Genomic DNA, 26,030 nt, shown 5'->3' on the forward strand with positions numbered 1-26,030 from the left:
ACCCCCACCCCCCCCCCCCGCCCCGAGTTTTCAAGCTGTATAGTGCTTACTCGATTTCATGGATTGTGTCTGGAGTTCAGTCGTGTGCTTTTCCGATCTCACCCTCGTTCAGCGGCGCGCCGAAGGCGGGCATCGCGCGGTCCACGGACTCCGGGTGCGGCGGCAGACCGCCCGGTTCCGCGGGGCGTGGCGGCGCGCCGCTGTACGAGGGTGCCACCGGGGGCATCGGGACAGGCGGGGGAACCGGCGGCGCCGCGCCGACGGCCGCGGGAATCGGCGCCGCCCCGCCGGCGGACGTGCGGGGCCGCGGGCCGACCGAGTCGTACCCCGTGAACAGGTCGGCGAGGCCGGCCGGGGGCTCCCGCCACCCGGACGGCGCGGGGACGGGCTGGCGGCGGCCGATCCGCAGCGAGCGCAGCTTCGGCAGATCGGTGCGGCGCCGCAGATCGGCGGTGGCCAGCGCGATCCGCACCCCGGTCCAGTCCTCACCGGTGCGCTGGGCGACCGAGGCCCGCAGGACGAGACCGCCCGAGTCGGCGCTCTGCCGGTAGGCGAGCCGGTACGCCGGAACCCAGACGGCGCCGGGAACCCCGTACTCCAGCTCCAGTTCGACCTCACCCGAACCGTCGAGCGTCAGCACGGCGCACACCGTGGTCTCGACGTGCGCGGCGGGGGTGTCGGTCGAGCTGCGGGCCAACCGGTCCGCGGCGACGGTCAGTTCGTGCTCGGCCTGGCGCAGCTCCGCCTCCAGCACGGTGAGACGGCCGTGCAGCACCGTCAGCCGTTCGTCGACGAAATCCCCGAGCGTCAGCCACGCGTCGGCCGGAGTGCGGCGGTGCGGGTCGTCCCGCTTGCGCGGCGGGGGCACCGGACGCAGCTCCGCGACCTCCTTGATCCGGGCGAGCATCCGGTCGCGGCGGCCCTGTACCGCGTCGTGCGCGTCGCGCAGCCGCTCCACCTCCTCGCGCGTGGCGTCGGAGGAACCGGTGGCCGAGGGTTCGGCGTCCACCTCCACCCGCACCTCGGTGACGCGTACACCGGTCTCGCCGACCACGCGGGCCCGCAGGGAACCCGGGTCCATCGACCGGGGCAGTCCAGCGACCCGGACCCGTCCCCGCGCCGGTACGGTGCCGTGCGCCAGCCGGGTGCACATCGCGCCCTGCGCGTACACCACGACCCCGTCAAGAACCGAGGTCCAGCGTGGTGTCTCCTCGGAATTCATACGTTCAGCCCCCCGTCATGTCCGTACCGGGCGAAGCCTAGCGCCCACGGCGTTGGCCGAAAGCGTCCCCCGCGCAACCCGCGGGCGCGTGCCCGCGCGACCCGCTCCGGTGAACGCTCCGACCCGCGGTCAGATGGGGCGGTTCCGGGATGAACGAACGGGGCCCACCGGCCGTATCCTTACGCGATCGAGGTGTGTATTCGGACGAATTCCTCGATCTTCATGGGTTTTGTGCACAGGGTCCGTGCGCGCTGCGTGCGGCCGGGAGGATCGGGGGAGAGCCATTATGGCGGCGAGCGGCACGGTGCGGACGAGCACGGTGGTTCCGGTGGACGCGGCACGTTGGGTGATGTGGGCCTTCGTCCTCGCCAATGTGATCGTCGTGGAGTCGCTGTTCCTCAGCGCGGGCGAGGGCAAGAACAGTGTGCTCACCGTCGCCAAGTTCTTCGGACTCCAGGCGGCGCTGCTGATCATGTTCCAACTACTGCTGGTGGCCCGGCTGCCGTGGCTGGACCGGCGCATCGGGATGGACCGGCTCACGGTCTGGCACCGCTGGAACGGCTTCCTCCTGCTGTGGACGATCCTCACCCACGCCACCCTGGTGGTCCTCGGCTTCGCCACGCTCGACGACACCACCATGGCGAAGACGTTCGTCGCCCTGAGCGGTGTCACCGCCTCCCTGCTCGGCATGCTCGCCGCCGCGCTCATCGTGGTGATCGGCACGATTTCCACCCGCCCCCTGCGCCGTCGTCTGCGCTACGAGGTCTGGCACGGCCTGCACCTGCTGCTCTACGTGGCCCTGGGACTGGCGTTCGTCCACCAGTTGGAGGAGACGACGACCTTCGCCTCCTCGGGGTTCGCCACCGCCTACTGGTGGTTCCTCTGGCTGTTCGCGTTCGGCGCGCTGCTCGCGGGACGCGTCGTCCTGCCCGTCTGGCGCAACGCCTACCACGGCTTCCGTGTCACGGCCGTGGTGCCGGAGTCCCTCAACGTCGTCTCCGTGTACGTCACCGGCCGCCACCTCGACAAGTTCCCGGCCCGCGCGGGCCAGTTCTGCATCTGGCGCTTCCCCGGCCACAACAACTGGTGGACGGCGAACCCCTTCTCCCTCTCGGCGGCACCGGGCCCGCAGGGCCTGCGCCTGACGGCGAAGGCGGTCGGCGACACCAGCGCCGGACTCCGGAACGTCCCGATCGGCAGCCGCGCCTTCGTCGAGGGCCCCTACGGCGCCTTCACCGCGCTGCACCGCACCCGCCCCGGAGTCCTGCTGGTCGCCGGGGGCGTCGGCATCACCCCCGTGCGGGCCATGCTGGAGGAACAGACCGGCGGCGACGTCGTCGTGGTGTACCGGGTGCGCAGCGAGGCCGACGCCGTCCTGCTCCACGAGGTGCGCGACCTGGTCGCCCGGCGCGGCGGACGGCTGCACCTGCTCACCGGCCGGACCGGCGACGCCGCCGCCCCGCCGCTGGGTCCGGGCGCCCTGCACCACCTGGTCCCCGACATCGCCGACCGGGACGTGTACGTCTGCGGTCCGCCGGCCATGACGGAGACGGTGCTGGCCTCACTGCGCGAACTGCGGGTCCCCGCACGGCAGGTGCACTCGGAGCGGTTCGGCCTGGCCTGACCGCGTCACCGATCGGTGCGGGGCGCCAGGGGGATCGGCCTCAGTCGCCGCCCTCCGCCGGTGGGAGAAGCGTTCCGAGCGGGCCGAGGTCCAGGTTGAGGTCCTCCATGGTCAGGCCGTAGTCGTCGCACAGTTCGGCCATCCGGTCGTGCAGGATCATCAGGGTGGAGCCGAGCCGCTCCTCCTGTTCCTCGGTGAGGTCACCCTGGTCGACCCGGTGCAGCGCCTGACGCTCCATGAGCTGCCGCAGCAGTTCGACCAGGGTGAGGACCAGCCTGACCAGGTCACGCTCGACCGTGTCGGGGTCGGTCCGGATCCGGCGGGCGGGTTGCGGTGGCCCGGACGCGCGGGAGTCGCTCGGTACGGCGGGCAGCAGCCGGAAGGCCAGGTCGGCCGCGCCGGCGATCTCGGCCAGGCGGTCCGGCCGTCCGGGACGCCCGCCGTCGGCCGCCCCCGTCATGGTGGATCCCCAGGCGGCGCGGACGGCGTCCACGGCGAGGGGTTCTGGGCGCTGACGGACACGATCAGGGCTCGCAGGGAGACGCGGACCAGGTCGATGTCGGCGATCGACAGGACGACGTCTCCCGCGACCACGACACCTCCGCTGAGCAGACGGTCGAGCAGGTCCACGAGGGCCACCTGGCGCTGCGCGAGCGGCTCGTTCCCGGGCTGCGGTCGGATGTCGCTCATGACGTCGGGTCCGTCGCCGGGGACCGGGGGCCGGCCGGCGCCGCGGACGTCGCCGCGAACGAGTAGGGGGCCCAGGGGCCGGTGACGTCGATGCGGACGCCCGGCAGGCCCTCGACGGCTTCGAGGACGCGCGCACGGAATTCCGCCGCCGTGCCGTTCGGCAGCAGGTAGGCGTCATTGACGACGTTCTCGCCGGTCCCGACCGCGAGCTGCCCCTGCTGAGCCCGGTGCCGGGCGTGGCCGGCCGCCATCACGGCACCGATCGCCTCGACGCGTTCGGCGGCCTGTCGGGCGGCCCGGTAGAGCTCCTCGCGCGAGTGCCGTTGCGCGCGGCGGGCCCGCAGATACGCGCGGCCCGGACTCAGCCCGTCCGCCGTACCGGCCGCCGTCGGCGCCCCGTCGCCCTCCGCGTCCCGCTGAGGCTCCACGTAGATCTTCACGCCCCATTCGAGGTGCCCGGCCAGCCGGGCCAGGGCGGCCGACAGGTCGTCCGCCTCCTGGCGCAGCATCGCCTCCACCCGCCGGTCGTCCAGGTACACGGTGGCGAGTCGTAGCGGCAACACGGTCGTGTGCCGGGACAGGACCTCGATCACGGTGTGGTGGGCGCGGGCGACGGACTCCAGCCAGTCCAGGTCCTCCAGCCGGCGTCGCAGAGCGCTCTCCCGGAAATCCTCGGCGGGAACCGAACTGACCGTGGCCGCGGGCGAACCCGGGGAGCGGTCGTCGACCACCAGCCGGACGGCGGCCCCGGCCACCCCCTCGACACCCTCCAGCGCCGAGGTGAGACCCGGGCCGGTGCGGACCACGGCGTAGGCGTAGGAGACCTCGTCAGTCATCGGTGGTCCTGTTCCTGCTGCTGCCGGTGGACCGCGCGGCCCGCCCACGTCCGGCCGTCGGCCCCGGCGCGTCGGGAGAGTCCGAGCGCCCGTTCCGAAGCGCTTCGATCTCCGCTCTGAGTCGTCTGTTCTCCGCGGTCAGCGCGCGGTCGTCGGCACGCGATGACAGGGACGGATCGTGCTCCCACCAGTCGATGCCCATCTCCTTGGCCTTGTCGACGGAGGCGACGATGAGCCGCAGCTTCACGGTGAGCAACTCGATGTCGAGCAGGTTGATGCGGATGTCCCCGGCGATGACGATGCCCTTGTCCAGGACTCGCTCCAGGATGTCGGCCAAGTTCGCGGTGGAACCGTGTTCGTAGCCGTACGGGGACGCCGCCCGGGAGGGATACGCGCTCAGCCGGTTGGCCGGTGCATCCGACACCGCAAACACCTCGGTTCCAGCTCAGGGAGCGGGGTCGCCCCGCCGGTAGGCCGCGATCTCTTCCAGACGATCGAGGAGTTCGTCCTCCCGCTCGTCGAACTCCGCCTGGTCGAGGCGTCCTTCGAGCAACGCCTTCTCCAGTTCAGCCAGTTCGCGCTCGACCGGCGCGGGGTCGTAGTACTCCCGCTCGGCGGCGTCGAGGACCTGGTCGACGACCCAGTTCACACCCCGTACGGGCGCCAGCGGAAAGGTCAGGAGTTGCGTCAGCAGACCCATGAGCCGTACCCCTCACACGAAGCTGTACGGAGGGAGCGGCCCGCGCAGCCGGAGCTCGCACTCCTCGCCCAGCTGGTTGGCCAGACTGATCTCGGTGGCCAGGAACATCTCCTCCTGATCGGCGTGGACCAGGAAGGAGACGTTCAGGAAGTCGCTGCCGCCCGGCGGTGAGGGGCAACTGTCCCGCACGTGAGGGCGCATCGCCTCGACGATGCCGTTGGCCAACGCCTGTTGACGCATCTCGCTCTCCCGGGCGACCAGTTCGCCGAGAGCGAGCGACATGTCAGGGGTGCCGGCGCCGTCACGGATGGCGGTGTTGAGTTCGCGGGCCTCGTCGGACTCGAGAAGGATGCGGCGCAGCAGGGACTCCTCCTCCCACGAACACTTCAGGTTGTACTCGGTGGAGTTCTCCAGGCTCCGCAGCCGCTCCTGGTATTCCCCCGCTCTCTCCTCCAGCACCGCGCAGACGTCGTCCTCGCTCTCGGCCGTCATGCCGAAGCGGAGCGGCAGCACGGCACCGTCGGACATCAGTCGCTCCTGGACCTCCTGGTGGGCCAGGACATCCCGTCGTTTGGCGCGCAGGCCCTCGGGCGCGTCACTGATGACGGCGGACAGTACGCCGGCGGTCACCGTGCGCAGGGCGCCGGGAGGGTCACCGACACCGAGGACGCCGTCCAGCCCGAGCGGATGGTCCTTCAAGGTAATGGAGTACACGTAGACGGCCATGGTCACTCCCTGGCCCGCCGGGAAGCCCTGGCCGGCCGACGCCGCCGCTGTCGCGGCTCCTCCTCGTACTCGGGTTCCTCCTCGTCCTCCGTCTCCTCGTACTCCTCCTCTTCGTCGTCGTCACCGCCGGTCAGGGCGTCCTTGACGGTCTCGGCCGCGCCGGCCAGCGCCCCGCTGGTCTTCCCGGCGGCCCCGCTCTCGGTGATCTCGCCGACGAGATCCGTCAGCTGGCTGGGCTGCTTGCTGCCCGATTCCAGGTCGAGGCGGTTGCACGCCTCGGCGAAGCGGAGATACGTGTCCACGCTGGCCACGACGATACGAATGTCGATCTTGAGGATCTCGATACCGACCAGGGACACACGCACGAAGACGTCGATGACGAGGCCGCGGTCGAGAATCAGGTCGAGGACGTCGTACAGGCTGCTCGTGCCGGAGCGCGAGACACCGCCTCCGCCCTGTGGCACCACAGTCATGGCGCCTCCCTTCACGCACCCCTGGGTGCATGTCAATGGCGCCGGTCGATCTGGCCGCGCGTGTAGCGACGAGTCCGTTCGTACGCCAACAGTTCACCCCTCGCACTCAGCGTCACGTGATACGTACCGAGCACGCTGGTGGTCTCCGGGATGCGCTGGAGTTCGAGTACCTCGACATCCGCTTCCCACCCGTCATCAGTCGGTTTGATTGCCGAAACCGATTCGGGGGTGCGTCCGAGCAGTTCCTCCAGCTGCCCCGCCGCCGAGCGCATGGCCCAGGCCGCCGAGCGCTTCGCCGGCTTGTGGGAGCTGTTCTTGTCTGACGCGGGCATCTTCCCAACTCCGTCGCCGGGGCGGCGCCTCACTATCACTCGAATGTACTATTTCACCATATACATCTTGAAATTGTGCCGCGACGGGCCGTTGGTGGCCGCGCGCCGCCGAGCGGCCGCGGAACGGCTCGCCGGAGGGAATGATCGATGAACGATTCGACGAAGGTCGCTCTCGCCGCTGCGGTCGCCGGCGGCTACGTCCTCGGCCGGACCAAGAAGGGCAGACTCGCCTTCGGTCTGGCCACGTACCTCGCAGGCCGCCGTTTCGGTCTTGAGCCCCAGCAACTGCTTGCCGAGGGGTTGCGCAGGCTTCAGGACGTTCCGCAGGTCGCCGACCTCACCGAGCAGGTGCGCGGGGAGTTCAAGGACGCCGGCCGGAAGGCTCTGGTGGCCGCGGCCGACCGCAAGCTCGCCGACCTCGCCGACGTCCTGCACGAACGGACCGCTCGCGTCGGCAGCGAGAAGGAGGAGGGCGCCGAAGGGGAAGAGTACGAGCCGGACGAGGAAGACGAGTACGAGGACGAGGACGAGGAAGCGGAGGGCGGACAGGAGGAGCCGGAGGAGGAAGAGCCGGAGGAGGAACCGGAAGAAGCAGAGTTGGAGGAGGAGTTTGAAGAGGAGGAGCCGGAGGAAGAGGAGCCGGAGGAAGAGGAAGCGGCTGAACCGCCCCGCCGCCGGACCGCCAAGAAGGCGCGCCCCGCGAGGAAGACGGCGGCGAAGAAGTCCGCGCCTGCCAAGAGGGCCCCGGCGAAGAAGACGGCCGCGAAGAAGTCGGCGCCCGCCAAGCGGAGTCCGGCGAAAAAGACGGCGGCGAAGAAGTCCGCACCCGCCAAGAGGGCCCCGGCGAAGAAGACGGCCGCGAAGAAGACCGCGGCGAAGAAGTCGGCGCCCGCCAAACGGACCCCGGCAAAGAAGACCGCGGCGAAGAAGACCGCTCCCAAGAAGACCGCTCCGAGGAAGACGACGGCCAAGCGGGCGTCCACGCGGCGGAGGTAGGCCATGGCCAGGACGGCACAGCAGACTGGGCGGGATGAACCCTCCGGCCTTGACCGGTTGCGCGAGGAACTCGTCGACTACCTCGGCGCACAGGTGGAGCGCCTCGCTGACGCGGCGGGCGACAAAGTCGACGACCTCACTGACCAGTTGACGGACGTGGCGGACAACGGGGGAGTACTGCCGAAGGTCGGCGCCCGCGTGCTCCAGGGGGACTCTCCGCTGAAATCCCTGATCGGGGAGAAAGCGAAGAGCATCAAGGACAGTGCGACCGAGAAGGTGTCGAACCTGTTCGGCGGCGGCAAGGGCAAGAAGTCCGGCTCCTCGAAGGCGACGGTCATCATCGAGCACCTGGACGTCGGAGTCCCCGTCCGCGTCGCCTACGACCACTGGACCAGATTCGAGGAGTTCAGCTCCTTCACCAAGGGCGTGCGCAGTGTGTCCCAGGAGGACGAGACGAGCACCGACTGGAAGGTGAAGGTGGGACCGTCCACCCGTTCCTGGAAGGCCACGGTCCAGGAACAGGTTCCGGACGAGCGCATCGTGTGGACCTCGGAGGGTGCGAAGGGAAGCACCCGGGGATGCGTCAGCTTCCATGAACTGACTCCCAATCTCACGCGCATCGTCCTCGTCGTCGAGTACTACCCCTCGGGGTTCTTCGAGAAGACCGGAAATCTCTGGCGCGCCCAGGGACGCCGACTGCGGCTCGACGCCAAGCACTTCCAGCGCTACGCCACCCTCTCCGACGAGACTCCCGACGGTTGGCGCGGTGAGATTCGCGACGGCGAGGTGGTGCGCACCCATGAGGAGGCCATGGAGGAGGAAGAGGGGGAGTACGGGGACGAGGAGCCCGAGGAGCCCGAGGAGGACGAGGAAGAGGCCCCGGAGGGCGAGTACCCCGAAGACGACGAGGGCGAGTACGAGTACGAGGAAGAAGAGGGCGAGGAAGAAGAGGAGTGAAGGGCGCCGGCCGACGTCGCGTCGGCCGGGGCAGGTCGTGCCCCGGCCGACGCGAACGACGGGGTCAGATCTTGCAGAAGCCCGAGGACTTCAGCGCCTCGTTGATCTCCGCGGCCTGTTCCTCCGTCGTGATCACGTCCTTGTAGGTGAAGCGCTGCGCGGCGAGGTAGTCGAGCATCCCCGCCCCGCCGTTGATGGCGGAGCACTGGTTGCGTGCGGCGCTGATGGCCTCGTCCTCGTGCTCCACGACGTCCGGGTAGGCGGCGGCGAGGGCGTCGAGGAGTGCCTGGCGGTCCGCGCCGGTCGGCTCGGGCGGAATGCCGGCTTCGGCGAGGGCCTCGTCCTTCTCCTGCTGGGAGACCTCGCTCTTGGTGGCTTCGGGCTGGGAACTCGGCTGTTCGGTGCTGCTGGAGCAGGCGGTGAGCGCGCAGGCTAGCGCGGTGGTGGCTATGGCGGCGGTGCGGGTGCGCATGATCCCCCTCGGGAGACGGTTACGGAGGGGCATCATTGCGCTGCTCGCGGTGTTGATGTAGCGGAAGTGTCGATTCTGTGACTTCCGTCTTTCGGATTGTGTGCCAAGTGTGAGCACGCCTGCCGCCGCGGCTTCCTGCGAAGGCTCAGGAGCAGTCGTACGTGAACTGCGCCGATGCCGTCTGCCGCGCCGGCGTGAGGAGTTGCAGCTCGGCCCGTGCCATGCGCTGTCCCTCGCCCTGGAACGTCCACTTGAGGTGCAGGCGCGCCTCCTCCTGGCCTCGGACCAGCACTTCGCGCAGGACGCCGGAGGAGGTGCCGTCGCTTCTGGTCCAGCGGTAGGAGAGGGTGCCGGGACGGCCGTTCGTCGCGACCACCGCCACGACGTCCGCCGTGCCGTCGCAGCCCAGGGTGGTCGGCCGGGCCGTGACCGCGACCGTGCGCACCTCGACGGGCGGACCGAGCCGCTGCCAGGCGAGGAACGCGAGGACGCAGAGCAGGACCACGACGGGCAGGGCGTGTCTTCGCCACCGTCGAGGCGGGGGAGGCGCCGGGCGCGCGGTCATCGCGGGCAGCGTGGTGTGCGTGCGGTGTGCGACGGCGGCGGTGACGCCGGGTCCGAAGCGGAGAAGCGTGCCTTCGACGCGGTCGGGCTGCGGCGGGGTCCGGGCGTCGGGGGCGGGATCGTCGTCGACGATTGTCTCGTCCGGCTCGGGGCGCTGGATCCAGTGGCTGCCGAGGACGGTCGCACTGTATTCGGCGTCCGCTTCCGGCCGCGGGGGCTCCTGGTCCGCGGGGACGTCCGGGGAGACGCCGGCGGGTCCGAGGACCTTTGTCGGTTCCGGGGTGTCGCCCGAAGGGGGCGTGCGGTCGGTCATCGGGTCTCTCCTTCGTGGATACCCCAGGTTTCGGCTGGGGGTGGGGGTACCTCCCGCTTGCGGGGGAGAGACGTAGCTCCTGCGGAGCAGGGCGGGGAAAGCCGGTTCGCCGCCAGGGCGGATCGGCGTTCACCCCAACTGCCTGCGCTGCCACAAACAGTTGGGTTAACGTGTGAACCGTGACGACCAGCCACGTGAAGCGGGCGTTCAAGTACCGCTTCTATCCGTCCGATGCGCAGGCAGTTGAGCTGTCGCGCACGTTCGGATGTGTGCGGAAGGTCTACAACCTCGCCCTCGCGGCGCGCACGGAGGCGTGGGCGCGGCAGGAGCGGGTGAACTACAACCAGACGTCGGCGATGCTGACGGCCTGGAAGAAGACCGAGGAACTTGCCTACCTCAACGGCGTCTCTGCCGTCCCTCTCCAGCAAGCTCTGCGGCACCTTCAGGCGGCGTTCGCGAACTTCTTCGGTAAGCATGCGAAGTACCCGCGCTTCAAGTCGCGGAAGAGGTCGCGGAAGTCGGCGGAGTACACCACCAGCGCGTTCCGCTTCCGGGACGGCAGGCTGACCCTGGCGAAGATGGTGGAGCCGCTGGACATCGTGTGGTCCCGTCCGCTTCCGGAGGGCGCGTCGCCGTCCACGGTGACGGTGTCGCAGGATGCGGCCGGACGGTGGTTCGTGTCCCTGCTGTGCGAGGACCCCTCCGTCCAGCCACTTCCGGCTGCGGATGCTGCCGTCGGTATCGACGTCGGCCTCGACCACCTGCTGACCCTCTCGACCGGAGAGAAGGTCTCCAATCCCCGGCACGAGCGGCGTGACCGCGCCCGTCTCGCGAAGGCCCAGCGGCAGCTCGCCCGCAAAGCGCAGGGCGACGGAGCGAACCGGGCCAAGGCACGCCGGAAGGTGGCCAAGATCTACGCCCGTATCAGCGACCGTAGGCGTGACCGTCTGCACAAGCTCACCACTCGGCTCGTTCGTGAGAATCAAACGATCGTGATCGAGGACCTCACCGTCCGGAACATGGTGAAGAACAGAAGACTGGCCCGCGCCATCAGCGACGCGGCCTGGTCGGATTTCCGGTGCCTGCTGGAGTACAAGGCCGGCTGGTACGGGCGCGACGTGATCGCGGTCGACCGCTGGTTCCCCTCCTCCCGGCTGTGCTCCGGCTGCGGCGCCCTGCGGGACAAGCTGCCGCTGAACGTCCGCACGTGGACGTGTGACGGCTGCGGGACGACCCACGACCGGGACGTGAACGCGGCAAAGAACATTCTGGCCGTCGGGCTGACGGCGTCGGTCTGTGGAGCCGGTGTAAGACCTCAACGGAAAACTCCGGGCGGGCAGTCGGCGATGAAGCAGAAACACCTACAGCGCGAGCCGTAGGAATCCCCCTTCTTCAGGGAGGGGGAGGAAGTCAACGGATGTCGCACCTTCTGGTGAGGAGCTGCTGGGAGGCGCCTCCGTCGGCGGAGCCCGGGGAGGTGGTGGCCTGAACCGCCCAGTAGCAGCCGGAGTTCTGGAAGGTGTGGTCGACGCTGAGCGAGTACTGGGTGGCGCCGCTGCGGGTGAAGGTCTGCGACGCGCCGTCGGGAGAGCCGAGCTGTCCGCCGAGGTCGCTCGTGAACCACGAGACGGTGATGGTGATCGGCCCCGTGCCGTCCGTGACGACGGTGACGCCGGCGGAGGCGGTCGTGGGCCCGGTCTGGCTGAAGGCAGAGACGGCGACGTCCTTGACGGCGGGCGCGGCCGGTGACGGGGGAGGGGTGGTGGTCGGCGGGTCCACCGTGGGTGAACCGCCGGGCGGCGTCGTGGTCTCCCCACCCGTCGGCGGGGTGGCCGAGGCGGACGGGTCGGCGGAGTCCGTGGCCGCCGAGGCAGAGGGTGACTCGCTCGGGGAGGACGAGGGGCTCCCCGAGACGGCGGACGAGGCGGACGGCGAGCCCGAGGGGGCCGGTGAGCCCGTGCCGTCCGGCCCCGTGTCCGGCTGGGGGCCGGTCGTGGCCAGCGCCTGCGCCGACTCCTGCGCGGCGGCACCCGCGTCGAGCGGGACACCGTAGGTGAGGAGCGCGGCCAGGACCACGGCCGCGAGCGACACCAGTACCCCGGGCCGCCCCGGCCGCCACGACCGCGCCGGGACCGGACCCGGTCCCTGGGGCAGGACCGTGCGCGCGGCGTCCGTGGTGGTACGGGCCTCGGCGCGGGACGAGGGGAGCAGCAGCGGGAGCAGCGCCACGAACGCGGCGAGCCTGCCCCGGCCGCGCTCCTCCCAGCCCCGCCCGAAGGCGGCGTCCGCGACCGCCTCCAGTTCGAGCACGAACTCCGCCGCTTCGGCGGGCCGCTCCTCCGGGTCCTTGGCCAGACCGCGCCGCACGAGTTCACGCACCGCCTCGGGCGCCTCGGCGACGGGGATGGGCGCCTCCACGTGCTGCAACGCCAGCTCGGCGAAGTTGTCGCCCGTGTACGGCTTGTGCCCCGTCAGGCACTCGAAGAAGGTCGCGGTGGCCGCGTACACATCGGCGGCGGGCGAGGCGGGCGCCCCCGTCCACTGCTCGGGCGACATGTAGGACGGCGTGCCGGCGACACCGGCGGTGGTGCCGGAGTCGACCGCGATGCCGAAGTCGACGAGCTTGGACGAACCGTCCGGTACGACGAGGACGTTCTCCGGCTTGTAGTCGCGGTGGACGACACCGACGCGATGGGCGTCGGCCAGCCCGAGCAGGGAGCCCTTGAGGAGCACCAGCGCGGACTCGGGGTCCAGGGGGCCGCTGCGGCCCAGCAGCGTCCGCAGGGACACCCCGTCCACCAGCTCCATCACGATGGCGGCACCGTGCGGGCTCTCCACGTACTCGTAGAGATCGGTGACGTACGGGCTCTCCAGGCCGCCGAGCAGCCGGGCCTCGGCCCGGAAGTCGTACACGAAGCCGGGCCGGGTGAGCAGTGACTCGCTGAGGTACTTCACCGCGACCGGAACCCCGGTCTCCTCATGAACGGCGAGGACGACCCGCCCACTCGCTCCGGAGCCGAGTTCGAACGACTCGGTGTATCCGGGCACTTCCCATGTGCTCATCGCATCCCCCAAGCGCCGGAGCCCCCATGCGCTCCACGGCGACCGCGCCACGCGTTCAGAGACACATTTTCGGCCACCGCGGTTGCGGGACCAGAGCGATCGCCGAGGTGTACCCCGACCGTGACCCGACGCGCGACGCCCGTCCGGGTCGGGGCAGGCGCGGAACGCGTTCAAGGAGGGGCAGGCGGCGCGGTCGTCAGGATGCCGCCCTCCCGGTAGGGCGGACCGGTATCAGGACAGGGCGGACCGGTATCAGTAGGTGAGGGCGTCCTCGGCGGTGCCGAAGAAGCTGGTGACGGCGGTGTCGTTGACCGTGACGGGGCCGCCGGTGATGGTCACCGTCGAGGGGGACTCGGCCGCGCTCAGCGCGATCTCCGCCTGGGCGGCGCTCTTGCCGCCCGCCGTGTCGGCGCGGGAGGACAGGATCCCGGCGTAGGCCTTCTCCCCGGGGTTCAGCAGCCAGTCCTCGCCGGTGGGGCCCATGTGCTCGGCGGCGCCGTCGAGCCCGGGGAACGTGATCACCAGGTCGTTGGCGGGCAGCAGGCAGGGGTCGGTGCCGCTGTTCGCCGCGGTCAGCAGGGCGTGGTTGACGGGCTTGGAGGCGACGGTGACCGTGTAGCTCAGGTCGGTCGTCTCGCACATGCCCACGCCGCCGTCCTGGTCGTCGTCGGCTCCGGCCTGCGACGGGGACGCGGTGGCCGCGCCACCGTCCGAGGAGTCCTCGCCGCCGTCACCGGGGGCGGAGGCCGAGGGTCTCGCGGAGCCGCCCTCGCCGTCCGAGCCGGCGGAGGGGCTCGCCGTCGCGCTCGGAGCGGCCGTGTCCTGGCCGGTGTCGCCGTCGCACGCGGTCAGCGCCAGGATGCCGAGCGAGAGCGCGGCCAGGACGGCGGTGGTACGGCGGGTGGTGGTTGCGTAGGCCATGGGAGTCTCCCCCGAGGAGTCGGAACGTCCCGGTGATCGTGCCGCACGGGGCCGTGGATTTCGCCTGCTCGGACCGGGCGAGAGCCGTTTGCGGACAGGTCTGTGACACTGCGACAACGAGCGCCGGGGCGGCCTATGCTGCTCGGAAGATCGACAGGGCGTGGCGGAAGGCGGTTCGACGGTGGTCGCTGCGAGCGGTGAGGGCGGAGCCGTATGACCCGGCCGGCGCACGGCACCCTGCACCACGTCGAGCTGTGGGTGCCCGACCTGGGGCGGGCCGAGACCTCGATCGGCTGGCTGCTCCTGGCCCTGGGCCACACCCTCCACCAGAGCTGGGACGGCGGCCGCAGCTGGAAGCTCGGGCCGACCTATCTGGTCGTCGAGGAGTCCCCGGCGCTGACCGCCCGGCGGTACGACCGCCGCCGCCCGGGACTGAACCACCTCGCCTTCCATGTCGAGGACGCCGCGACGGTCGAGAAGCTGGCCGGGGAGGCCACCGGACACGGCTGGCGGCTCATGTTCCCCGAGACGCACCCGTACGCAGGCGGCCGGCAGCACTACGCCGCCTACCTGGAGAACGAGGACGGCTTCGAGGTGGAACTCGTCGCGACCGAGGCGCCGACATCGGACTGACGTCGGCCGGGCAGGTGCCCTTCCGGCTGACGGCGTCCGCCCTCCTCGATGCCCCTGGACGGGCCGCGGTGTCTACGAGGCGACCTTCGCCGAGGTGCCCGGCGGCGGGAGGAGGATCGTCTCCGCCGTGGTGGAGGGCGACGGGACCTATCGCCGGACGAGCGACGAGTACGACCGTCTGATGCTGGAACTCGTCATCAGCACGATCGTCCTCGGCGAGCCGGCCGATGATCTCCGGGCCGGGCTGCGGGACCTGACCGCCCGGGCCACCGGTCTGAGTGACGCTCCGGGGGGAGTGGTGGAGCACAGCGTCCTGGGACGGCGTTCGGAGTCGTAGCGGACCCGCCCGACACGACTGCACCGAACGTTCACCAGTCCGGAGCACCCACGTTGTGGCCATGTTCCTGCCAAGGCGGTCTGATGCCCGCATGGGAGACCACAGAGATCACCACCACAGTCATGACCCCCACCACGGACACCGTCACGACCGCCCGCGCGGCGGTGGCTACGCAGTGGGCGAGGGGGGTCCCAGCCGGCGGTCGCTGCTCGGCGCGGCGGCCGGCGGCATGCTGTTCATGGCCGCCGCGCCCGGTACCGCGCAGGCCGACACCACCGGCACCGCGGCCGCCCGTGGGGTCGCCGCCCTCGCCGCCGGAGGGGCCTCGCGCACCTCGCTGATCACCACCGGCACCACCCTCGTCCATGCCGACCTGCACAACCACACCAGCATGTCGGACGGCGACGGCGACCCCGCCCTTGCCTTCGCCTCGATGCGCAGCGCCGGGCTCGACGTCGCCGCGCTCACCGATCACAGCGGTGTGTTCACCATCGGCGGCCTCAGCTCCTCCGAGTGGAGGCGCACCGCCGAACTGGCCGACGCCGCCAACGTCCCCGGCGTCTACACCGCCATCCGCGGCTTCGAATGGACCCACGCGCTGCTCGGCCACTCCAATGTGTGGTTCTCCGACAGCTATGTCGACATGTCGCTGGCACCCAGTATGGGCGCGTACTTCAACTGGCTCGACGACAAGGACGCCATCGCCGGCTTCAACCACCCCGGCCGGGAGAGAGGCCGATTCAACGACTTCGCCCACAACTCCGCCGTCCACGACCGCATGGTGAGCCTGGAGATGTTCAACCGGGGGGACGACTACCTCTTCGAGGGCTGGTCCTCCGGGATGTCCTCGCCGCTGGTCGCCTGTCTGAACGCCGGCTGGCGCACCGGCCTCACCGGAGTCACCGACGAGCACGGCACCGACTGGGGCTACCCCGAGGGCAAGGGGCGCAGCGGACTGTGGGTCACCGAGAACACCCGGGCCGGTGTCCTGGCCGCCATGCGCGCCCGGCGGTTCTTCGCCACCCGTGTCTCCGGGCTACGCCTGGACGCCACCGCGAACGGCGTGCGGATGGGCGGCGAGCTGCCCCTCACGGCCGGTGACGTCAGGTTCGCCGTCGATCTCGACCGCGGTGCCGACTGGGTCGGCAGGACCCTGAACATCCAGGTGCTGCGCCCCGGCAGCAGCGCCCCGACGGTCGTCGACGTCATCCCCACCACCGCCGGCCGGGTCACCGAGTTCACCGTCCCGATGAACACCGCCGACGGCGACTGGGTGGTCCTGCGCGTCTCCGACCCCACCCAGGTCAACGCCTCGCCGGGCCCCGCCGGACATGCCTGCAACGACTGGGGTGTCGCCTACAGCAGCCCGTGGTGGCTCCGGGGCTGACCGGGCGGGGGCTCCGTCAGCCGGCCTCCTCCCGGGGATCGGGGAACCGGTACCCGGCGAAGTCGGCCAGGCGGACGAAGCCGAGGCGCTGGTACAGGGCGTTGCTCGTGGCGTTGGCCGGGTCCGCGTACAGGACCACGTCCGTCGCCCCCGCCGCGAGCGACGCCCGGCTCACCGCCGCCGTCACGGCACCCGCGTACCCCCGGCCGCGGAGGGAGGCCGGGGTGTAGACGGGGTCGATCCGGATCACCCCGCCGACGGGAGAGGTGCCGGCCGCCATCGAGACGGGGCTGCCGTCCGCGGCCCGCCAGAAGGTGAAGTGCCGGTCGCCGAAACGGGACTCGGACCAGGAGCCGGCGTCGATCAGGTCGATGGAGTGCTGCTCCCCGACCTCGACACAGAACTCTCGGCACCAGCGCACGACGTGCTCGCGGTCCGCGGGCTCCGTACCGCGCCCGCTCCCCTCCGGGCCGGGCAGGGGCGGGTTGAGGGCGCCGAGGCGGTAGAGGTGGGTCGCCCAGAACGGCACCGGCACGGTTCCGGTGCGCCGCTGCCAGGCTTCGGCGAACGCGGCGGCGGTGGCGTGCTCCGCGACGACACCCGCGGGGGAGAGGCCGACGGAGACCAGGCGATCGGCGAGTGCGCCCATGCGCGGGGCCGGAAGCGGGGTGACATGGATGTACCCGCGCGGGGTGCGGTAGAAGGCCGCGCGCACCTCACCCTCCGTCTCCAGCCGCCCGAACAGGGCGGCGGGCGCGTCCGTCCCGCTCACGCGCATCTTCTCCGTCTCCGTCAGCGGGGTGTTGTGCAGGGCGGGCCGCGAGCGCAGGAAATCACCCGCCCCGGCGAGGAATTCGTCGACGTCGTCGGTGAGGTGCCAGTCGTCGGAGCGCATGTCTCCCATGATCGCGGATGCCCGGGCTCGGTGGGGGCGAGTGGATGAGGCCGCCTCAATTCGGTGGTGTGCGGACGCGGTTGCGCGTGATCATGAGCGTCATGGACGCACGCTTCCTCGGTATCCGGGAACTGGACGAAGTCCCCTCCGTGGCCGTCGTGATCGACGTCATGCGGGCCTACACCGTGGCCGCCTGGGCCTTCGCCCGGGGAGCGGAGAGGATTGTTCTCGCCGGGTCGCTTGAGGAGGCCCTCGCACTGAAGGACCGTCACCCGGAGTGGGTGGCCCTCAAGGACGGCCCGCCCGCGCCCGGGTTCGACGCCGTCAACTCACCCGGCCTGATGCGCTCCGCCGAACTCGCCGGACGCACCGTCGTGCAGAAGACCACGGCGGGCACCGTCGGCGCCCTCGCGGTGCGGGACGCGTCGCTGGTGCTGTGCGCCGGATTCGTGGTGGCGGAGGCAACAGCCGCCGTGCTCCGCCAAGTGGGAGGCGACGGAGTCACCTTCGTGGTCACCGGGGAGGACGGGCGCGCCGAGGAGGACCTGGCGTGCGCCCAGTACATCGCCCAACGGGCCGCCGGGCACGAGGGGGACGCCGCGGAGTTCCTCAGGCGCGCCGACACCTCGCGCGCCGCCGCGGAACTGCGGGAAGGGCTGCGCGCGGGGGCGCACCCGGACGACGTGGCGCTCTGCCTCGAACTCGACCGCTTCCCCTTCGCCATGGTGGCCGCTCAGGAGGACTCCCGCACGGTCCTGCGGCCGCGTGCGGTCTCACGACCGGATCAGCTCAACTTCGGCCAGGACTGGCCTGTTTGAGCCAAGGAAAGATCATTAATCTGGTTGACGAGCGCAAGCACCTACCCCGAGGAGTGCCGTGTCCGCTGCTCAGCAGCTCCCCGACATCCTGTCGCCCCAGTTCGCCGCAGATCCCTACCCGATCTACGCGGCGATGCGGGAGAACGAGCCTCTGATCTGGCACGAGGCCATGCAGAGTTACATCCTCTCCCGCTACGAGGACGTCGAACGGGTCTTCAAGGACAAGAAGTCCGAATTCACCACCGACAACTACAACTGGCAGCTGGAGCCGGTGCACGGCAAGACCATCCTCCAGCTCAGCGGGCGTGAGCACGCTGTGCGCCGGGCCCTGGTCGCGCCCGCCTTCCGGGGCAGCGACCTCCAGGACCACTTCCTCCCGGTCATCGAGCGCAACTCGCGGGAACTGATCGACGCCTTCCGCGGCACCGGCGCCGCGGACATCGTCAGCGACTACGCAACCCGATTTCCGGTCAATGTCATCGCCGACATGCTCGGTCTGGACAAGGCCGACCACGCCCGCTTCCACGGCTGGTACACGGCCGTCATCGCCTTCCTCGGCAACCTCTCCGGCGACGCCGAGGTGACCGCGGCCGGCGAGCGGACCCGGGTGGAGTTCGCCGAGTACATGATCCCGATCATCCGGGAACGCCGCGAGAAACTCGGCGACGACCTGCTGTCGACGCTGTGCGCCGCCGAGGTCGACGGCGTGCGCATGAGCGACGAGGACATCAAGGCGTTCTGCAGCCTGCTGCTCGCCGCCGGCGGCGAGACCACCGACAAGGCCATCGCCAGCATCCTGGCCAACCTGCTGATGAACCCCGAGCAGTTGGAGGCGGTCCGGGCCGACCGGAGCCTGATACCGGCGGCGTTCGCCGAGACCCTGCGGTACACCCCGCCGGTCCACATGATCATGCGGCAGTCGGCGACCGAGGTGGAGGTCAGCGGCGGAGTCATCCCGGCCGGCGCGACGGTGACCTGCCTCATCGGTTCCGCGAACCGGGACGAGCGGCGCTACAGCGAGCCCGACCGCTTCGACATCTTCCGCGACGACCTCAGCACCACGTCGGCGTTCTCCGCCGCCGCCGACCACCTGGCCTTCGCCCTGGGCCGGCACTTCTGCGTCGGCGCGCTGCTCGCCAAGGCCGAGGTGGAGGTCGGGATCAACCAACTCCTGGACGCCATGCCCGACCTGCGTCTGGCCGACGGCTTCGACCCGGTCGAGCAGGGCGTGTTCACCCGCGGCCCGCAGTCCCTGCCGGTGCGCTTCACCCCGGCCGCCGTCTGACGGTCGGGTGCGCTTCCGTCGCGGGCCGGGGTCCCTCGTACCCGGCCCGCGACGGAAGCGATCAGCGCGAGCCCGGGGTGAACTGCACCGGCAGCGAGTTCAGTCCGCGCATCCAGATCGACGGACGCCAGGTCAGTTCCTCCGGCTCGACGCTCAGCACGAGGTCGGGCAGGTACTCCAGGAGCGTCTCCACCGCGGTGCGCGCCATCACGTCCGCGAGGAGCGGCGCCGGGTAGGGGCAGCGGTGCTCGCCGTTGCTGAAGGACAGATGCGCCGAGTTCTCCGCTCCGACATGGGACTCCGGCCAGATCTGCGGATCGGTGTTGGCGGCCGCCAGACCGAGCACCAGACAGTCGCCCTCACGGATGAGACGGCCGCCCAACTGGGTGTCCCGCACCGCCCACCGGCCGATGAAGTTCTGCGTCGGCGTGTCCAGCCACAGCACCTCGTTCAGCGCGTCCCCGACGCTGACCCGGCCGCCCGAGACATTGACCGCGAAGCGCTCGTCGGTCAGCAGCAGACGCAGCGTGTTGCAGATCCAGTTGGCGGTCGGCTGCTGCGCCGCGGCGATGACGGAGATCAGGTCCTGGACGATCTCCTCGTCGGTCAGCCCGGCCGGGTCCAGCAGCATCCGCGAGGTGACGTCGGGACCGGGCTGCTCCCGCTTCTCCTTCACCAGTTGCAGGATCCGCGCGCCCACCCGGCCGTACGCCGCCACCGGGTCGTCGCCCTTACCCGCGTCGAGCGAGATGCGCAGGTCGTCCACGAGCTGCTCGGTGTCGGCGCTGCCCTGGACCATCCCGCACATCCACAGCACCGCGCGGGCCGGCAGCGCGTGGGCGTAGGAACTCATCAGCTCCGCCTGGCCGCTGCCAGAGAAGGCGGCGATCAACTGCTCGGCGATCAGCTCGCACTCGCGGGCCAGCTCGAACTGGTCGACGCCCTCCAGCGCCTGCGTGATCACACCCGCCCGGCGCCGGTGTTCCTCGCCCTCGGTGAACAGCACCGACGGCTGGTACCCGACGAACGGCATCAGCGGCCAGTCGGCCGGGATGTTCGGCCACTGGTTCCAGCGCCGGGAGTCCCGCGCGAACAGCTCGTCATGGCTGGTCACGAAGGAGACCTCGGGGTAGCCGAGGACGAGCCAGGCGGGAATGTCGTTGTCCAGCAGCACCGGCGCCACCGCGCCGTGCTCCCGGCGCAGCGACCGGTACAGCTGCGAGGGCGACTGCTGGTACTCCAGACCGCCGAGCGGCACGGCGGAGGAGTGCGCGGGACAGCCCGGCGGCGGAGTGGCCGCGGACGGCGGGCCGGAGGTGTCGCTCACGGTGTCTGCTCCTTGGACAGTGCCAATGCGTACAGGTGGTCCACGAGCGCGATGAGGACCTCCTTGCCCGACGACCGCAGGCGTGCGTCGCAGTCGACCATGGGGATGTGCTCACCCAGGGCGAGCGCCTGCCGTATCTCTTCGAGCGAGAACTGGTTCTCGTCGCCGTCGAAGCGGTTGACGGCCACCACGAACGGCGTCCGGTGGTGCTCCAGACGGTCGATCGCGTACCAGGAGTCCTCCATCCGGCGGGTGTCGACGAGGACGACCGCGCCGAGCGTGCCGGAGAAGAGGCGGTCCCACAGGAACCAGAACCGCTCCTGGCCGGGCGCGCCGAACAGGTAGAGCACCATCCGCTGGTTGAGGCTGATCCGCCCGAAGTCGAAGGCGACGGTCGTGGTGGACTTCTGGTCCACGCCCTCCGTCTCGTCGACGCCCTGACCGGCCTGCGTCATCACCTCTTCGGTGTTGAGCGGCCGGATCTCGCTGACGGAGCGCACCAGCGTGGTCTTGCCGACCCCGAAACCGCCCACGACGACGATCTTCAGACCGGTCTCGGCGGCATCGGCCAGCGGCGTGCGCTGGGAGGGCAGCTCAGAGGTTACGGAGCCCACTTAGCACCTCCTGGAGCAGAGCGGTTTCGGGGAGGCCCGCGACGGACGCGGCCGCGCGGGGGTGACGGGCGCTGATCTTGCCCATGGCATGGAGGTCGCCGAGCAGGATCCGTACGACGGTGACGGGCATCTTCAGCTCGGCCGAGACCTCCACCAGCGCCGTGGGGTGCCGGCACAGTTCGAGGATCCGGACGTGCTCCGACTGCATCCCGGCGGAGGGCTCGCTCTCGCTGACGATCAGGGTCACGAGGTCGAAGGCGTCGTCGGCCTCGCTGCGCCCGCCCGTGACCATGTACAGGCGGTCCGGGTCGCCGATGTCCACGGGCCTGCGGATCATGTGGAGGCACCCCGGCCGAGGGGCGTGCGCGGCTCGGCCCGCAGGTGTTCGCCGATCTGCTCGACCAGCTCGGTCATCTGATGGCCGACGACGCCCGGGTCGGCGCTCTCCTGCGCGACGACGGCGAGATGCGCGCCCTCGCCCGCCTCCACGATGAACAGCAGCCCCCCGTGGAACTCGGTCATGGAGTGCCGTACACCGCCCGACCCGTCGCCGAACTCGACCGAGGCGCCCTGGGACAGGGCCTGGATGCCGGAGCAGATGGCGGCCAGCTGGTCGGCCTGGTCCAGGGTCATGTGTTCGGTCCAGCACAGTTTCAGCCCGTCCCGCGAGAGGACGAGGGCGTGGCGCGTGCCGGGGGTGCGCTCGAGGAGGTTCGTCAGGAGCCAGGTGAGGCTCGTGTCAGTGGTCTCCATGCTGGGTGGGGCCGGGCGACCGGTTGGGGGTCACCCGACCCGTACCTCCATTCAGGCGAGGTGTGGCGATCGGTGCGGTGAGGGGCGGACGGTGCGGACCGCCGCGCGGGATTACGGGTCTCAGTCCTCGGACGGGTCCTGCTGCGGGGCGTCACCGTCGGCGGCGCCGATGGCACCACCGCTCTGCCGGCCGCGGTGGAAGGCGCCGAAGCGGCTGCCTGCGTCCCGTGCGGGGCCGCCCTGCTCCGGTTCCGGTGCCTTGGCGGCCGGTCGCCGGTCGCGCTCGGCCTCCGCCATGGTGCGGCCGGGGGCCCGGACGGGGAGTCCGCCCGGAGTGGCGCCGCCACGGGCGGGAGCCGCGGCGGTGCGCGGGGCGGGAACCCCGTCCTGGGCGGCCGGCGGGCCGGTACGGGCCGGAGTCGAGTCCTTCGCGCGGTCGGCCGACACGGCGGCCACCTCCTCGGTGCGTCGGACCCGCTCGGGCACCACGGGCTCCCGCTGCTGCGCCACGAGCTGCGGAGGGAGCAGCACGACGACGCCGGTGCCGCCCCGGGACGAGGGCCGGTAGTTGACGCTCATGCCGTACTTGGCGGCGAGACCGCCCACGACAGCCAGGCCGAGCCGGGTGCCCTGGAGCGAGGCCAGGTCGGTGGCCTTGCCCGAGACCGCGTCCTCCGCCCGCCGCATGGCCGCGTCGGACATCTTCAGGCCGCTGTCCTCGATGGTCACGACGAGCCCGGCGCTGCGCTCCTCCACATACACGTGGACCTCGTCGATCGGCGGCGAGAAGTTCGCGGCGTTGTCCATGAGTTCGGCCAGCAGGTGCATCACGCCCTCGGCTGCGTACCCGGAGATCGCGGCCTTGCTGGAGTTGTGCAGCCGCACCCGCCGGTAGGCGGCGATACGGCCGACCGAGCCGCGCAGGATGCTCTCCATGACGATCGGCTTGTTCCAGACCCGGCTGGAGCGGCCGCCCATGAGCAGCGCCAGCCGGTCGGTCATCAGGCCGAGCTGCGAGGTGCTGTGGTCCAGACGCAGCAGGTCGCCGAAGACCGCGTCGCCGTGCCGGTCCTGCATGTCGCGCAGATCGGCGAGCATGCTGACGGTCTTGGCCTGGACCCGGCTGAGCGCCTTGGCCGAGGCGGCCTGGGCGGCCGCGGAACGGCGCTCGCTGTAGGCGAGTTCGCGGACGAACCACTCGGCCGGGTCGCGCAGGGACGGGCTCTTGGGCCACTCGAACTTGGTGAGGACGGTGTCGGCCGAACTGCCCTGGCGCAGCAGGGCCACGGCGGACGGGAGGATCTCGGCGGTCAGCCGCCGCAGTTCCGCGGTGCCCTGGGCGAGGCCGGCCCGCATTCCCTGGAGGTCGGACTCCGCCTGGGCGGCGCGCCGGGTCGCCTCGGCCAGTTCGCCCGCGAAGACCTCCAGCACCTGGCGCAGTTGCGGGTCGGCGGGCGGCGCGACCCGGGTCAGCGCCTCCTCGGCGCGGGCACCGCCCTTGACCTGCTGGACGATGCCCGGCAGGGCCACGTTGACGAGCTGGGAGGTCTCGGCGCTCTGCTGCCGCCAGCCGCTCCGGGTCGCCTCCAGTTCACCGCCCCGAGCCTCGCTCTCCTGGCGGGCGCCGCGCAGCAGGGACCGGGTGAGGACGACGAGTACGGCGACACAGACCCAGCCGGCCGCCGCCGTGCCGGCCACCCAGGTGCGGGCCCCGGACGGAGCGAGGCCGGTGACGACCCCGGCGCCGGCGGCGGTGACCAGAAGGGCGGCGGTGAGTACGGCCGGCGAGGACCGCGCCCCCGAAGCGCTTCGGCGCTGGCGGGGGCGAGCAGGCACTGACATTCCGTGGTCCCTCGGTCCTCGAGAACAGGGGCTGTGGTGACGCGCGGGCGTCGTCGGCGATCCGCAATGCCGGGGCGAACTCCACCCGTACGGATCAAGCACGCCGCTCATGCTAGTCACCGCGCCGCGCGCCGGAACCCGGCCAATGACTCCTGCACGCAAGCCAGTTCACTTCGTCGGGAAAGGGTCACCTCGGCGGGCGGGTGTGGTAGAGGCGCCCTGAGTGTCCAGCGCGTTCCTGGTGGGGGAGCGGCGGGTGTGACGGCGCGGAGACGGTCGCTTTGCCGTATTGGACGCTCCGGTTACCGCCGACGGAACGAACATTTTCAGCCAACTGTGGTCGCATATCGCCGGTCGGTGATGCGCGTGAATCGCACAGTTCTGGCGAATCGGCCCTGGGCGGAGCCGGGGAGGGCGAGGTCCGGCCGAGCGTCGAAGTCGTGCCCCGGGCGTCGGCGGCAGTCATGCCGTACGCGGCTTCCTCCCGCCCCTGGCCGCTCTCCGGCGGCGAGGGGCACCCTCCCGGCCGACCGGGTCCGGGCGGTCGCTCACGAGCCCGTCCACGCGCTCGGCGGAGCGTCCCCGACCTGCGGTTTTCCTTCATCTCCTCTAGCCTGGCACCCGGTGCGGGAAACGGTCGGAGGGGACATCGTGACCGAGGAATCGACCAGGTACGACGCCAGCCACATCGAGGTGCTGGACGGGGTGGAGGCCGTGCGGAAACGGCCGGGGATGTATGTGGGCTCGACCGGGGAACGGGGTGTGCGGCACCTGGTGTTCGAGGTCGCCGACCGGGCCGTGAACGAGGTTCTCGCGGGCCGGGCCCGCTCCGTCGACATCACACTCATGCCGGACGGCGGCGTCCGTGTCGCCGACGACGGTCCGGGCATCGGGGATGCCGGGCTCGACGACCTGTTGACCCGGTTCGGGGGCGGAGCGCCCTGGGTCGGGCGTCATGAAGTGCCCCTCGGCTTCTGCGGCTTGGGGCCCGCCGTGGTCAACGCGCTCTCGTGCCGTACGACGGTCGAGGTGCGGCGCGAGGGCGTCCGCCGGGTCCGGGGGTACGCCCGCGGAGTCGCCGTCACCCCGTTCGCCGAGACGGGTTCGGCGGACGGTAGCGGGACCGTCATCACCTTCTGGCCCGACCCCGACATCTTCGACACCACCGAGTGCTCGTTCGAGGCGCTGGTGGAGCGGTTCCGGGATCTTGCCTTCCTCAACCGCGGACTGGAGATCTCACTCACCGACGCACGCGGTCCCGACGAGGCGCGGTCGGAGCGGTTCAGGTTCCCGGGCGGTGTGCGGGACCTCGTCGACTTCCTCGACGCCGGCACCGCGGATCCCACCCTCACGGGCCTGATCGCATTGGAGTGCGAAGTCCCTTGCATGGCAGGTGAGTTGGAGATCGCCTACCAATGGTCCGGCTCCCTCTACGAGCGCATCCGGGGCTTCGCCAACAGTTGGCCCACCATCGGCGGCACCCACCTGGAGGGCTTCCGCGCGGGGGTGGCCGCCGCGCTGACGGCGTATGCGCGCGAACACCGGCTGCCGGGACTCGGCGAGTCCGGCGTGGAACGGATCGGCGTCGGCCTGACGGCGGTGGTGTCGGTGAAGCTGGACGGTCCGGTGTTCGAAGGCGCGACCCGTGGCGTACTGGGCGACCCGAACGTGCGCGACCGCGTCGAACAGGCCGTCCGGGAACACCTCGTGCGATGGCTGACGGACCATCCGGAGCGGGCGGCGGACCTCATCGACCGACTGCTGTGAGGGCCTGTTCGTGGGCGGGCCCCAAGGCCCGCCCACGAACACCGTCCGCCGTCACGGCCGCGCGGCGACCGCCTCGACCTCGAACAGCACCTCCGGCGTGGCGAGGCTCGCGACCCCGATGAGCGTCTGCGTCGGCGGCTTCTCCCCCCAGAGCTCCCGCACCGCCCCCGCGATCGGCCCGAGCTTGCTGACGTCGTGGTCCACCACGTACGTCCTGAGCTGGACGACGTGACCGAGATCGAGCCCGTGGGCGGCGAGCGCGACACCGACGTTGTGGAACGCCCGCCTCACCTGCTCGGCGAAGTCCGCGGACACCACGGCGCCGTCCGGACCCGATCCGTACTGCCCCGAGACCAGCACCAGTTCCCTGTCCACGGGGACGGAGACGGTGTGGCTGTAGCCGAACGGGACCGGGTCGTGCAGACCGTCCGGATTGACAAGGGCGTGTGCCATGCGAGGTCACCTCTCGTGTGCGACGGGCCT

29 protein-coding genes and 1 pseudogene are annotated in these 26,030 nt (G+C 71.0%); 10 read left to right on the forward strand and 20 right to left on the reverse strand.

What is annotated here, in order from left to right:
* Positions 1-217 precede the first annotated feature (217 nt).
* Positions 218-1,222 (reverse strand): annotated as a pseudogene (locus tag AB0E07_RS22780) (DUF4139 domain-containing protein); the annotation flags it as partial.
* Between the two features lie 286 nt (positions 1,223-1,508).
* On the opposite strand from AB0E07_RS22780, the gene AB0E07_RS22785 reads away from it, so the two are divergent.
* The gene (locus AB0E07_RS22785) at positions 1,509-2,846 is read left to right on the forward strand and encodes a ferredoxin reductase family protein (protein ID WP_362254998.1); all 1,338 of its coding nucleotides are present in this window, start codon (positions 1,509-1,511) and stop codon (positions 2,844-2,846) included.
* 40 nt (positions 2,847-2,886) lie between these two features.
* Here the strand turns inward: AB0E07_RS22785 and AB0E07_RS22790 are convergent, their stop codons facing one another.
* Genes AB0E07_RS22790 through AB0E07_RS22825 form a run of 8 tightly spaced genes read right to left on the reverse strand, consistent with a single transcriptional unit; the run spans position 2,887 to position 6,603 of the window.
* Positions 2,887-3,306 carry a gas vesicle protein K gene (locus AB0E07_RS22790; RefSeq protein WP_362255001.1) on the reverse strand — a complete coding sequence of 140 codons (420 nt, stop codon included), beginning with the start codon at positions 3,304-3,306 and terminating at the stop codon, positions 2,887-2,889.
* Positions 3,303-3,536 (reverse strand): gas vesicle protein GvpJ, encoded by a 234-nt coding sequence (gvpJ, locus tag AB0E07_RS22795; protein ID WP_362255003.1) that lies wholly within the window; start codon positions 3,534-3,536, stop codon positions 3,303-3,305. Before gvpJ ends, AB0E07_RS22790 begins: the two co-directional genes overlap by 4 nt.
* On the reverse strand, positions 3,533-4,372 hold the full coding sequence (locus tag AB0E07_RS22800) for a GvpL/GvpF family gas vesicle protein (protein ID WP_362255006.1): 840 nt from the start codon (positions 4,370-4,372) through the stop codon (positions 3,533-3,535). The genes gvpJ and AB0E07_RS22800 overlap by 4 nt, the downstream gene beginning before the upstream one ends.
* On the reverse strand, positions 4,365-4,796 hold the full coding sequence (locus AB0E07_RS22805) for a gas vesicle protein (protein ID WP_362255008.1): 432 nt from the start codon (positions 4,794-4,796) through the stop codon (positions 4,365-4,367). The genes AB0E07_RS22800 and AB0E07_RS22805 overlap by 8 nt, the downstream gene beginning before the upstream one ends.
* Positions 4,797-4,817: 21 nt before the next feature.
* A complete protein-coding gene (locus tag AB0E07_RS22810; RefSeq protein WP_362255011.1) occupies positions 4,818-5,072 on the reverse strand; it encodes a gas vesicle protein GvpG in 255 nt (84 codons plus the stop codon).
* A gap of 12 nt (positions 5,073-5,084) precedes the next feature.
* Positions 5,085-5,798: a GvpL/GvpF family gas vesicle protein gene (locus tag AB0E07_RS22815; protein ID WP_362255014.1), complete on the reverse strand. Its 714-nt coding sequence runs from the start codon at positions 5,796-5,798 to the stop codon at positions 5,085-5,087.
* Positions 5,799-5,800: 2 nt separating this feature from the next.
* Entirely contained in the window at positions 5,801-6,271 is a 471-nt protein-coding gene (locus tag AB0E07_RS22820) for a gas vesicle structural protein GvpA (RefSeq protein WP_362255017.1), read from the reverse strand.
* A 32-nt stretch (positions 6,272-6,303) separates the two neighbouring features.
* Complete coding sequence (locus tag AB0E07_RS22825) at positions 6,304-6,603, reverse strand: gas vesicle protein (RefSeq protein ID WP_362255019.1); 300 nt, start codon at positions 6,601-6,603, stop codon at positions 6,304-6,306.
* 147 nt (positions 6,604-6,750) lie between these two features.
* On the opposite strand from AB0E07_RS22825, the gene AB0E07_RS22830 reads away from it, so the two are divergent.
* Positions 6,751-7,599, forward strand: coding sequence for a histone protein (locus tag AB0E07_RS22830; RefSeq protein ID WP_362255022.1), 849 nt, complete (start codon positions 6,751-6,753; stop codon positions 7,597-7,599).
* A gap of 3 nt (positions 7,600-7,602) precedes the next feature.
* Positions 7,603-8,556 carry an SRPBCC family protein gene (locus tag AB0E07_RS22835; RefSeq protein ID WP_362255025.1) on the forward strand — a complete coding sequence of 318 codons (954 nt, stop codon included), beginning with the start codon at positions 7,603-7,605 and terminating at the stop codon, positions 8,554-8,556.
* A gap of 64 nt (positions 8,557-8,620) precedes the next feature.
* Here the strand turns inward: AB0E07_RS22835 and AB0E07_RS22840 are convergent, their stop codons facing one another.
* Positions 8,621-9,028, reverse strand: coding sequence for a hypothetical protein (locus tag AB0E07_RS22840; protein WP_362255028.1), 408 nt, complete (start codon positions 9,026-9,028; stop codon positions 8,621-8,623).
* A gap of 145 nt (positions 9,029-9,173) precedes the next feature.
* Complete coding sequence (locus AB0E07_RS22845) at positions 9,174-9,905, reverse strand: hypothetical protein (protein WP_362255031.1); 732 nt, start codon at positions 9,903-9,905, stop codon at positions 9,174-9,176.
* Between the two features lie 179 nt (positions 9,906-10,084).
* On the opposite strand from AB0E07_RS22845, the gene AB0E07_RS22850 reads away from it, so the two are divergent.
* Positions 10,085-11,284: an RNA-guided endonuclease TnpB family protein gene (locus AB0E07_RS22850; protein WP_362255034.1), complete on the forward strand. Its 1,200-nt coding sequence runs from the start codon at positions 10,085-10,087 to the stop codon at positions 11,282-11,284.
* A gap of 31 nt (positions 11,285-11,315) precedes the next feature.
* Here AB0E07_RS22850 and AB0E07_RS22855 read toward each other — a convergent pair whose 3' ends face one another.
* Both AB0E07_RS22855 and AB0E07_RS22860 read right to left on the reverse strand, forming a co-directional pair.
* Entirely contained in the window at positions 11,316-12,968 is a 1,653-nt protein-coding gene (locus AB0E07_RS22855; protein ID WP_362255037.1) for a serine/threonine-protein kinase, read from the reverse strand.
* A 252-nt stretch (positions 12,969-13,220) separates the two neighbouring features.
* Complete coding sequence (locus tag AB0E07_RS22860; protein ID WP_362255040.1) at positions 13,221-13,889, reverse strand: DUF4232 domain-containing protein; 669 nt, start codon at positions 13,887-13,889, stop codon at positions 13,221-13,223.
* Positions 13,890-14,102: 213 nt separating this feature from the next.
* On the opposite strand from AB0E07_RS22860, the gene AB0E07_RS22865 reads away from it, so the two are divergent.
* From AB0E07_RS22865 to AB0E07_RS22875, 3 genes are all read left to right on the forward strand, one after another.
* Positions 14,103-14,522 (forward strand): VOC family protein, encoded by a 420-nt coding sequence (locus AB0E07_RS22865; protein WP_362255043.1) that lies wholly within the window; start codon positions 14,103-14,105, stop codon positions 14,520-14,522.
* A 94-nt stretch (positions 14,523-14,616) separates the two neighbouring features.
* Complete coding sequence (locus tag AB0E07_RS22870) at positions 14,617-14,859, forward strand: hypothetical protein (RefSeq protein ID WP_362255046.1); 243 nt, start codon at positions 14,617-14,619, stop codon at positions 14,857-14,859.
* A gap of 91 nt (positions 14,860-14,950) precedes the next feature.
* The gene (locus tag AB0E07_RS22875) at positions 14,951-16,246 is read left to right on the forward strand and encodes a CehA/McbA family metallohydrolase (RefSeq protein WP_362255049.1); all 1,296 of its coding nucleotides are present in this window, start codon (positions 14,951-14,953) and stop codon (positions 16,244-16,246) included.
* A 16-nt stretch (positions 16,247-16,262) separates the two neighbouring features.
* Here AB0E07_RS22875 and AB0E07_RS22880 read toward each other — a convergent pair whose 3' ends face one another.
* Positions 16,263-17,141 carry a GNAT family N-acetyltransferase gene (locus tag AB0E07_RS22880; protein ID WP_362255051.1) on the reverse strand — a complete coding sequence of 293 codons (879 nt, stop codon included), beginning with the start codon at positions 17,139-17,141 and terminating at the stop codon, positions 16,263-16,265.
* Between the two features lie 101 nt (positions 17,142-17,242).
* Here AB0E07_RS22880 and AB0E07_RS22885 point away from each other — a divergent pair, with 101 nt between their 5' ends.
* Both AB0E07_RS22885 and AB0E07_RS22890 read left to right on the forward strand, forming a co-directional pair.
* Complete coding sequence (locus AB0E07_RS22885) at positions 17,243-17,959, forward strand: 2-phosphosulfolactate phosphatase (protein WP_362255054.1); 717 nt, start codon at positions 17,243-17,245, stop codon at positions 17,957-17,959.
* A 58-nt stretch (positions 17,960-18,017) separates the two neighbouring features.
* A complete protein-coding gene (locus tag AB0E07_RS22890) occupies positions 18,018-19,244 on the forward strand; it encodes a cytochrome P450 (protein WP_362255057.1) in 1,227 nt (408 codons plus the stop codon).
* A 61-nt stretch (positions 19,245-19,305) separates the two neighbouring features.
* Here AB0E07_RS22890 and AB0E07_RS22895 read toward each other — a convergent pair whose 3' ends face one another.
* From AB0E07_RS22895 to AB0E07_RS22915, 5 genes are all read right to left on the reverse strand, one after another.
* Positions 19,306-20,571, reverse strand: a complete 1,266-nt coding sequence (locus AB0E07_RS22895) for a cytochrome P450 (RefSeq protein WP_362255060.1) — start codon at positions 20,569-20,571, stop codon at positions 19,306-19,308.
* A complete protein-coding gene (locus AB0E07_RS22900; protein ID WP_362255063.1) occupies positions 20,568-21,185 on the reverse strand; it encodes an ATP/GTP-binding protein in 618 nt (205 codons plus the stop codon). Before AB0E07_RS22900 ends, AB0E07_RS22895 begins: the two co-directional genes overlap by 4 nt.
* A complete protein-coding gene (locus AB0E07_RS22905) occupies positions 21,166-21,522 on the reverse strand; it encodes a DUF742 domain-containing protein (RefSeq protein WP_351928397.1) in 357 nt (118 codons plus the stop codon). The genes AB0E07_RS22900 and AB0E07_RS22905 overlap by 20 nt, the downstream gene beginning before the upstream one ends.
* A complete protein-coding gene (locus tag AB0E07_RS22910) occupies positions 21,519-21,938 on the reverse strand; it encodes a roadblock/LC7 domain-containing protein (protein WP_362255066.1) in 420 nt (139 codons plus the stop codon). The genes AB0E07_RS22905 and AB0E07_RS22910 overlap by 4 nt, the downstream gene beginning before the upstream one ends.
* 120 nt (positions 21,939-22,058) lie before the next feature.
* The gene (locus tag AB0E07_RS22915; RefSeq protein WP_362255069.1) at positions 22,059-23,780 is read right to left on the reverse strand and encodes an ATP-binding protein; all 1,722 of its coding nucleotides are present in this window, start codon (positions 23,778-23,780) and stop codon (positions 22,059-22,061) included.
* Between the two features lie 651 nt (positions 23,781-24,431).
* Between AB0E07_RS22915 and AB0E07_RS22920 the strand changes: the two genes are divergently transcribed.
* Positions 24,432-25,547 carry an ATP-binding protein gene (locus tag AB0E07_RS22920; protein WP_362255072.1) on the forward strand — a complete coding sequence of 372 codons (1,116 nt, stop codon included), beginning with the start codon at positions 24,432-24,434 and terminating at the stop codon, positions 25,545-25,547.
* Positions 25,548-25,598: 51 nt separating this feature from the next.
* On the opposite strand, the gene AB0E07_RS22925 is transcribed toward AB0E07_RS22920, so the two are convergent.
* The gene (locus tag AB0E07_RS22925; protein WP_362255075.1) at positions 25,599-26,000 is read right to left on the reverse strand and encodes a RidA family protein; all 402 of its coding nucleotides are present in this window, start codon (positions 25,998-26,000) and stop codon (positions 25,599-25,601) included.
* Between the last annotated feature and the right edge of the window lie 30 nt (positions 26,001-26,030).

Source organism: Streptomyces sp. NPDC048002, assembly GCF_040653275.1.
Taxonomy (GTDB): domain Bacteria; phylum Actinomycetota; class Actinomycetes; order Streptomycetales; family Streptomycetaceae; genus Streptomyces.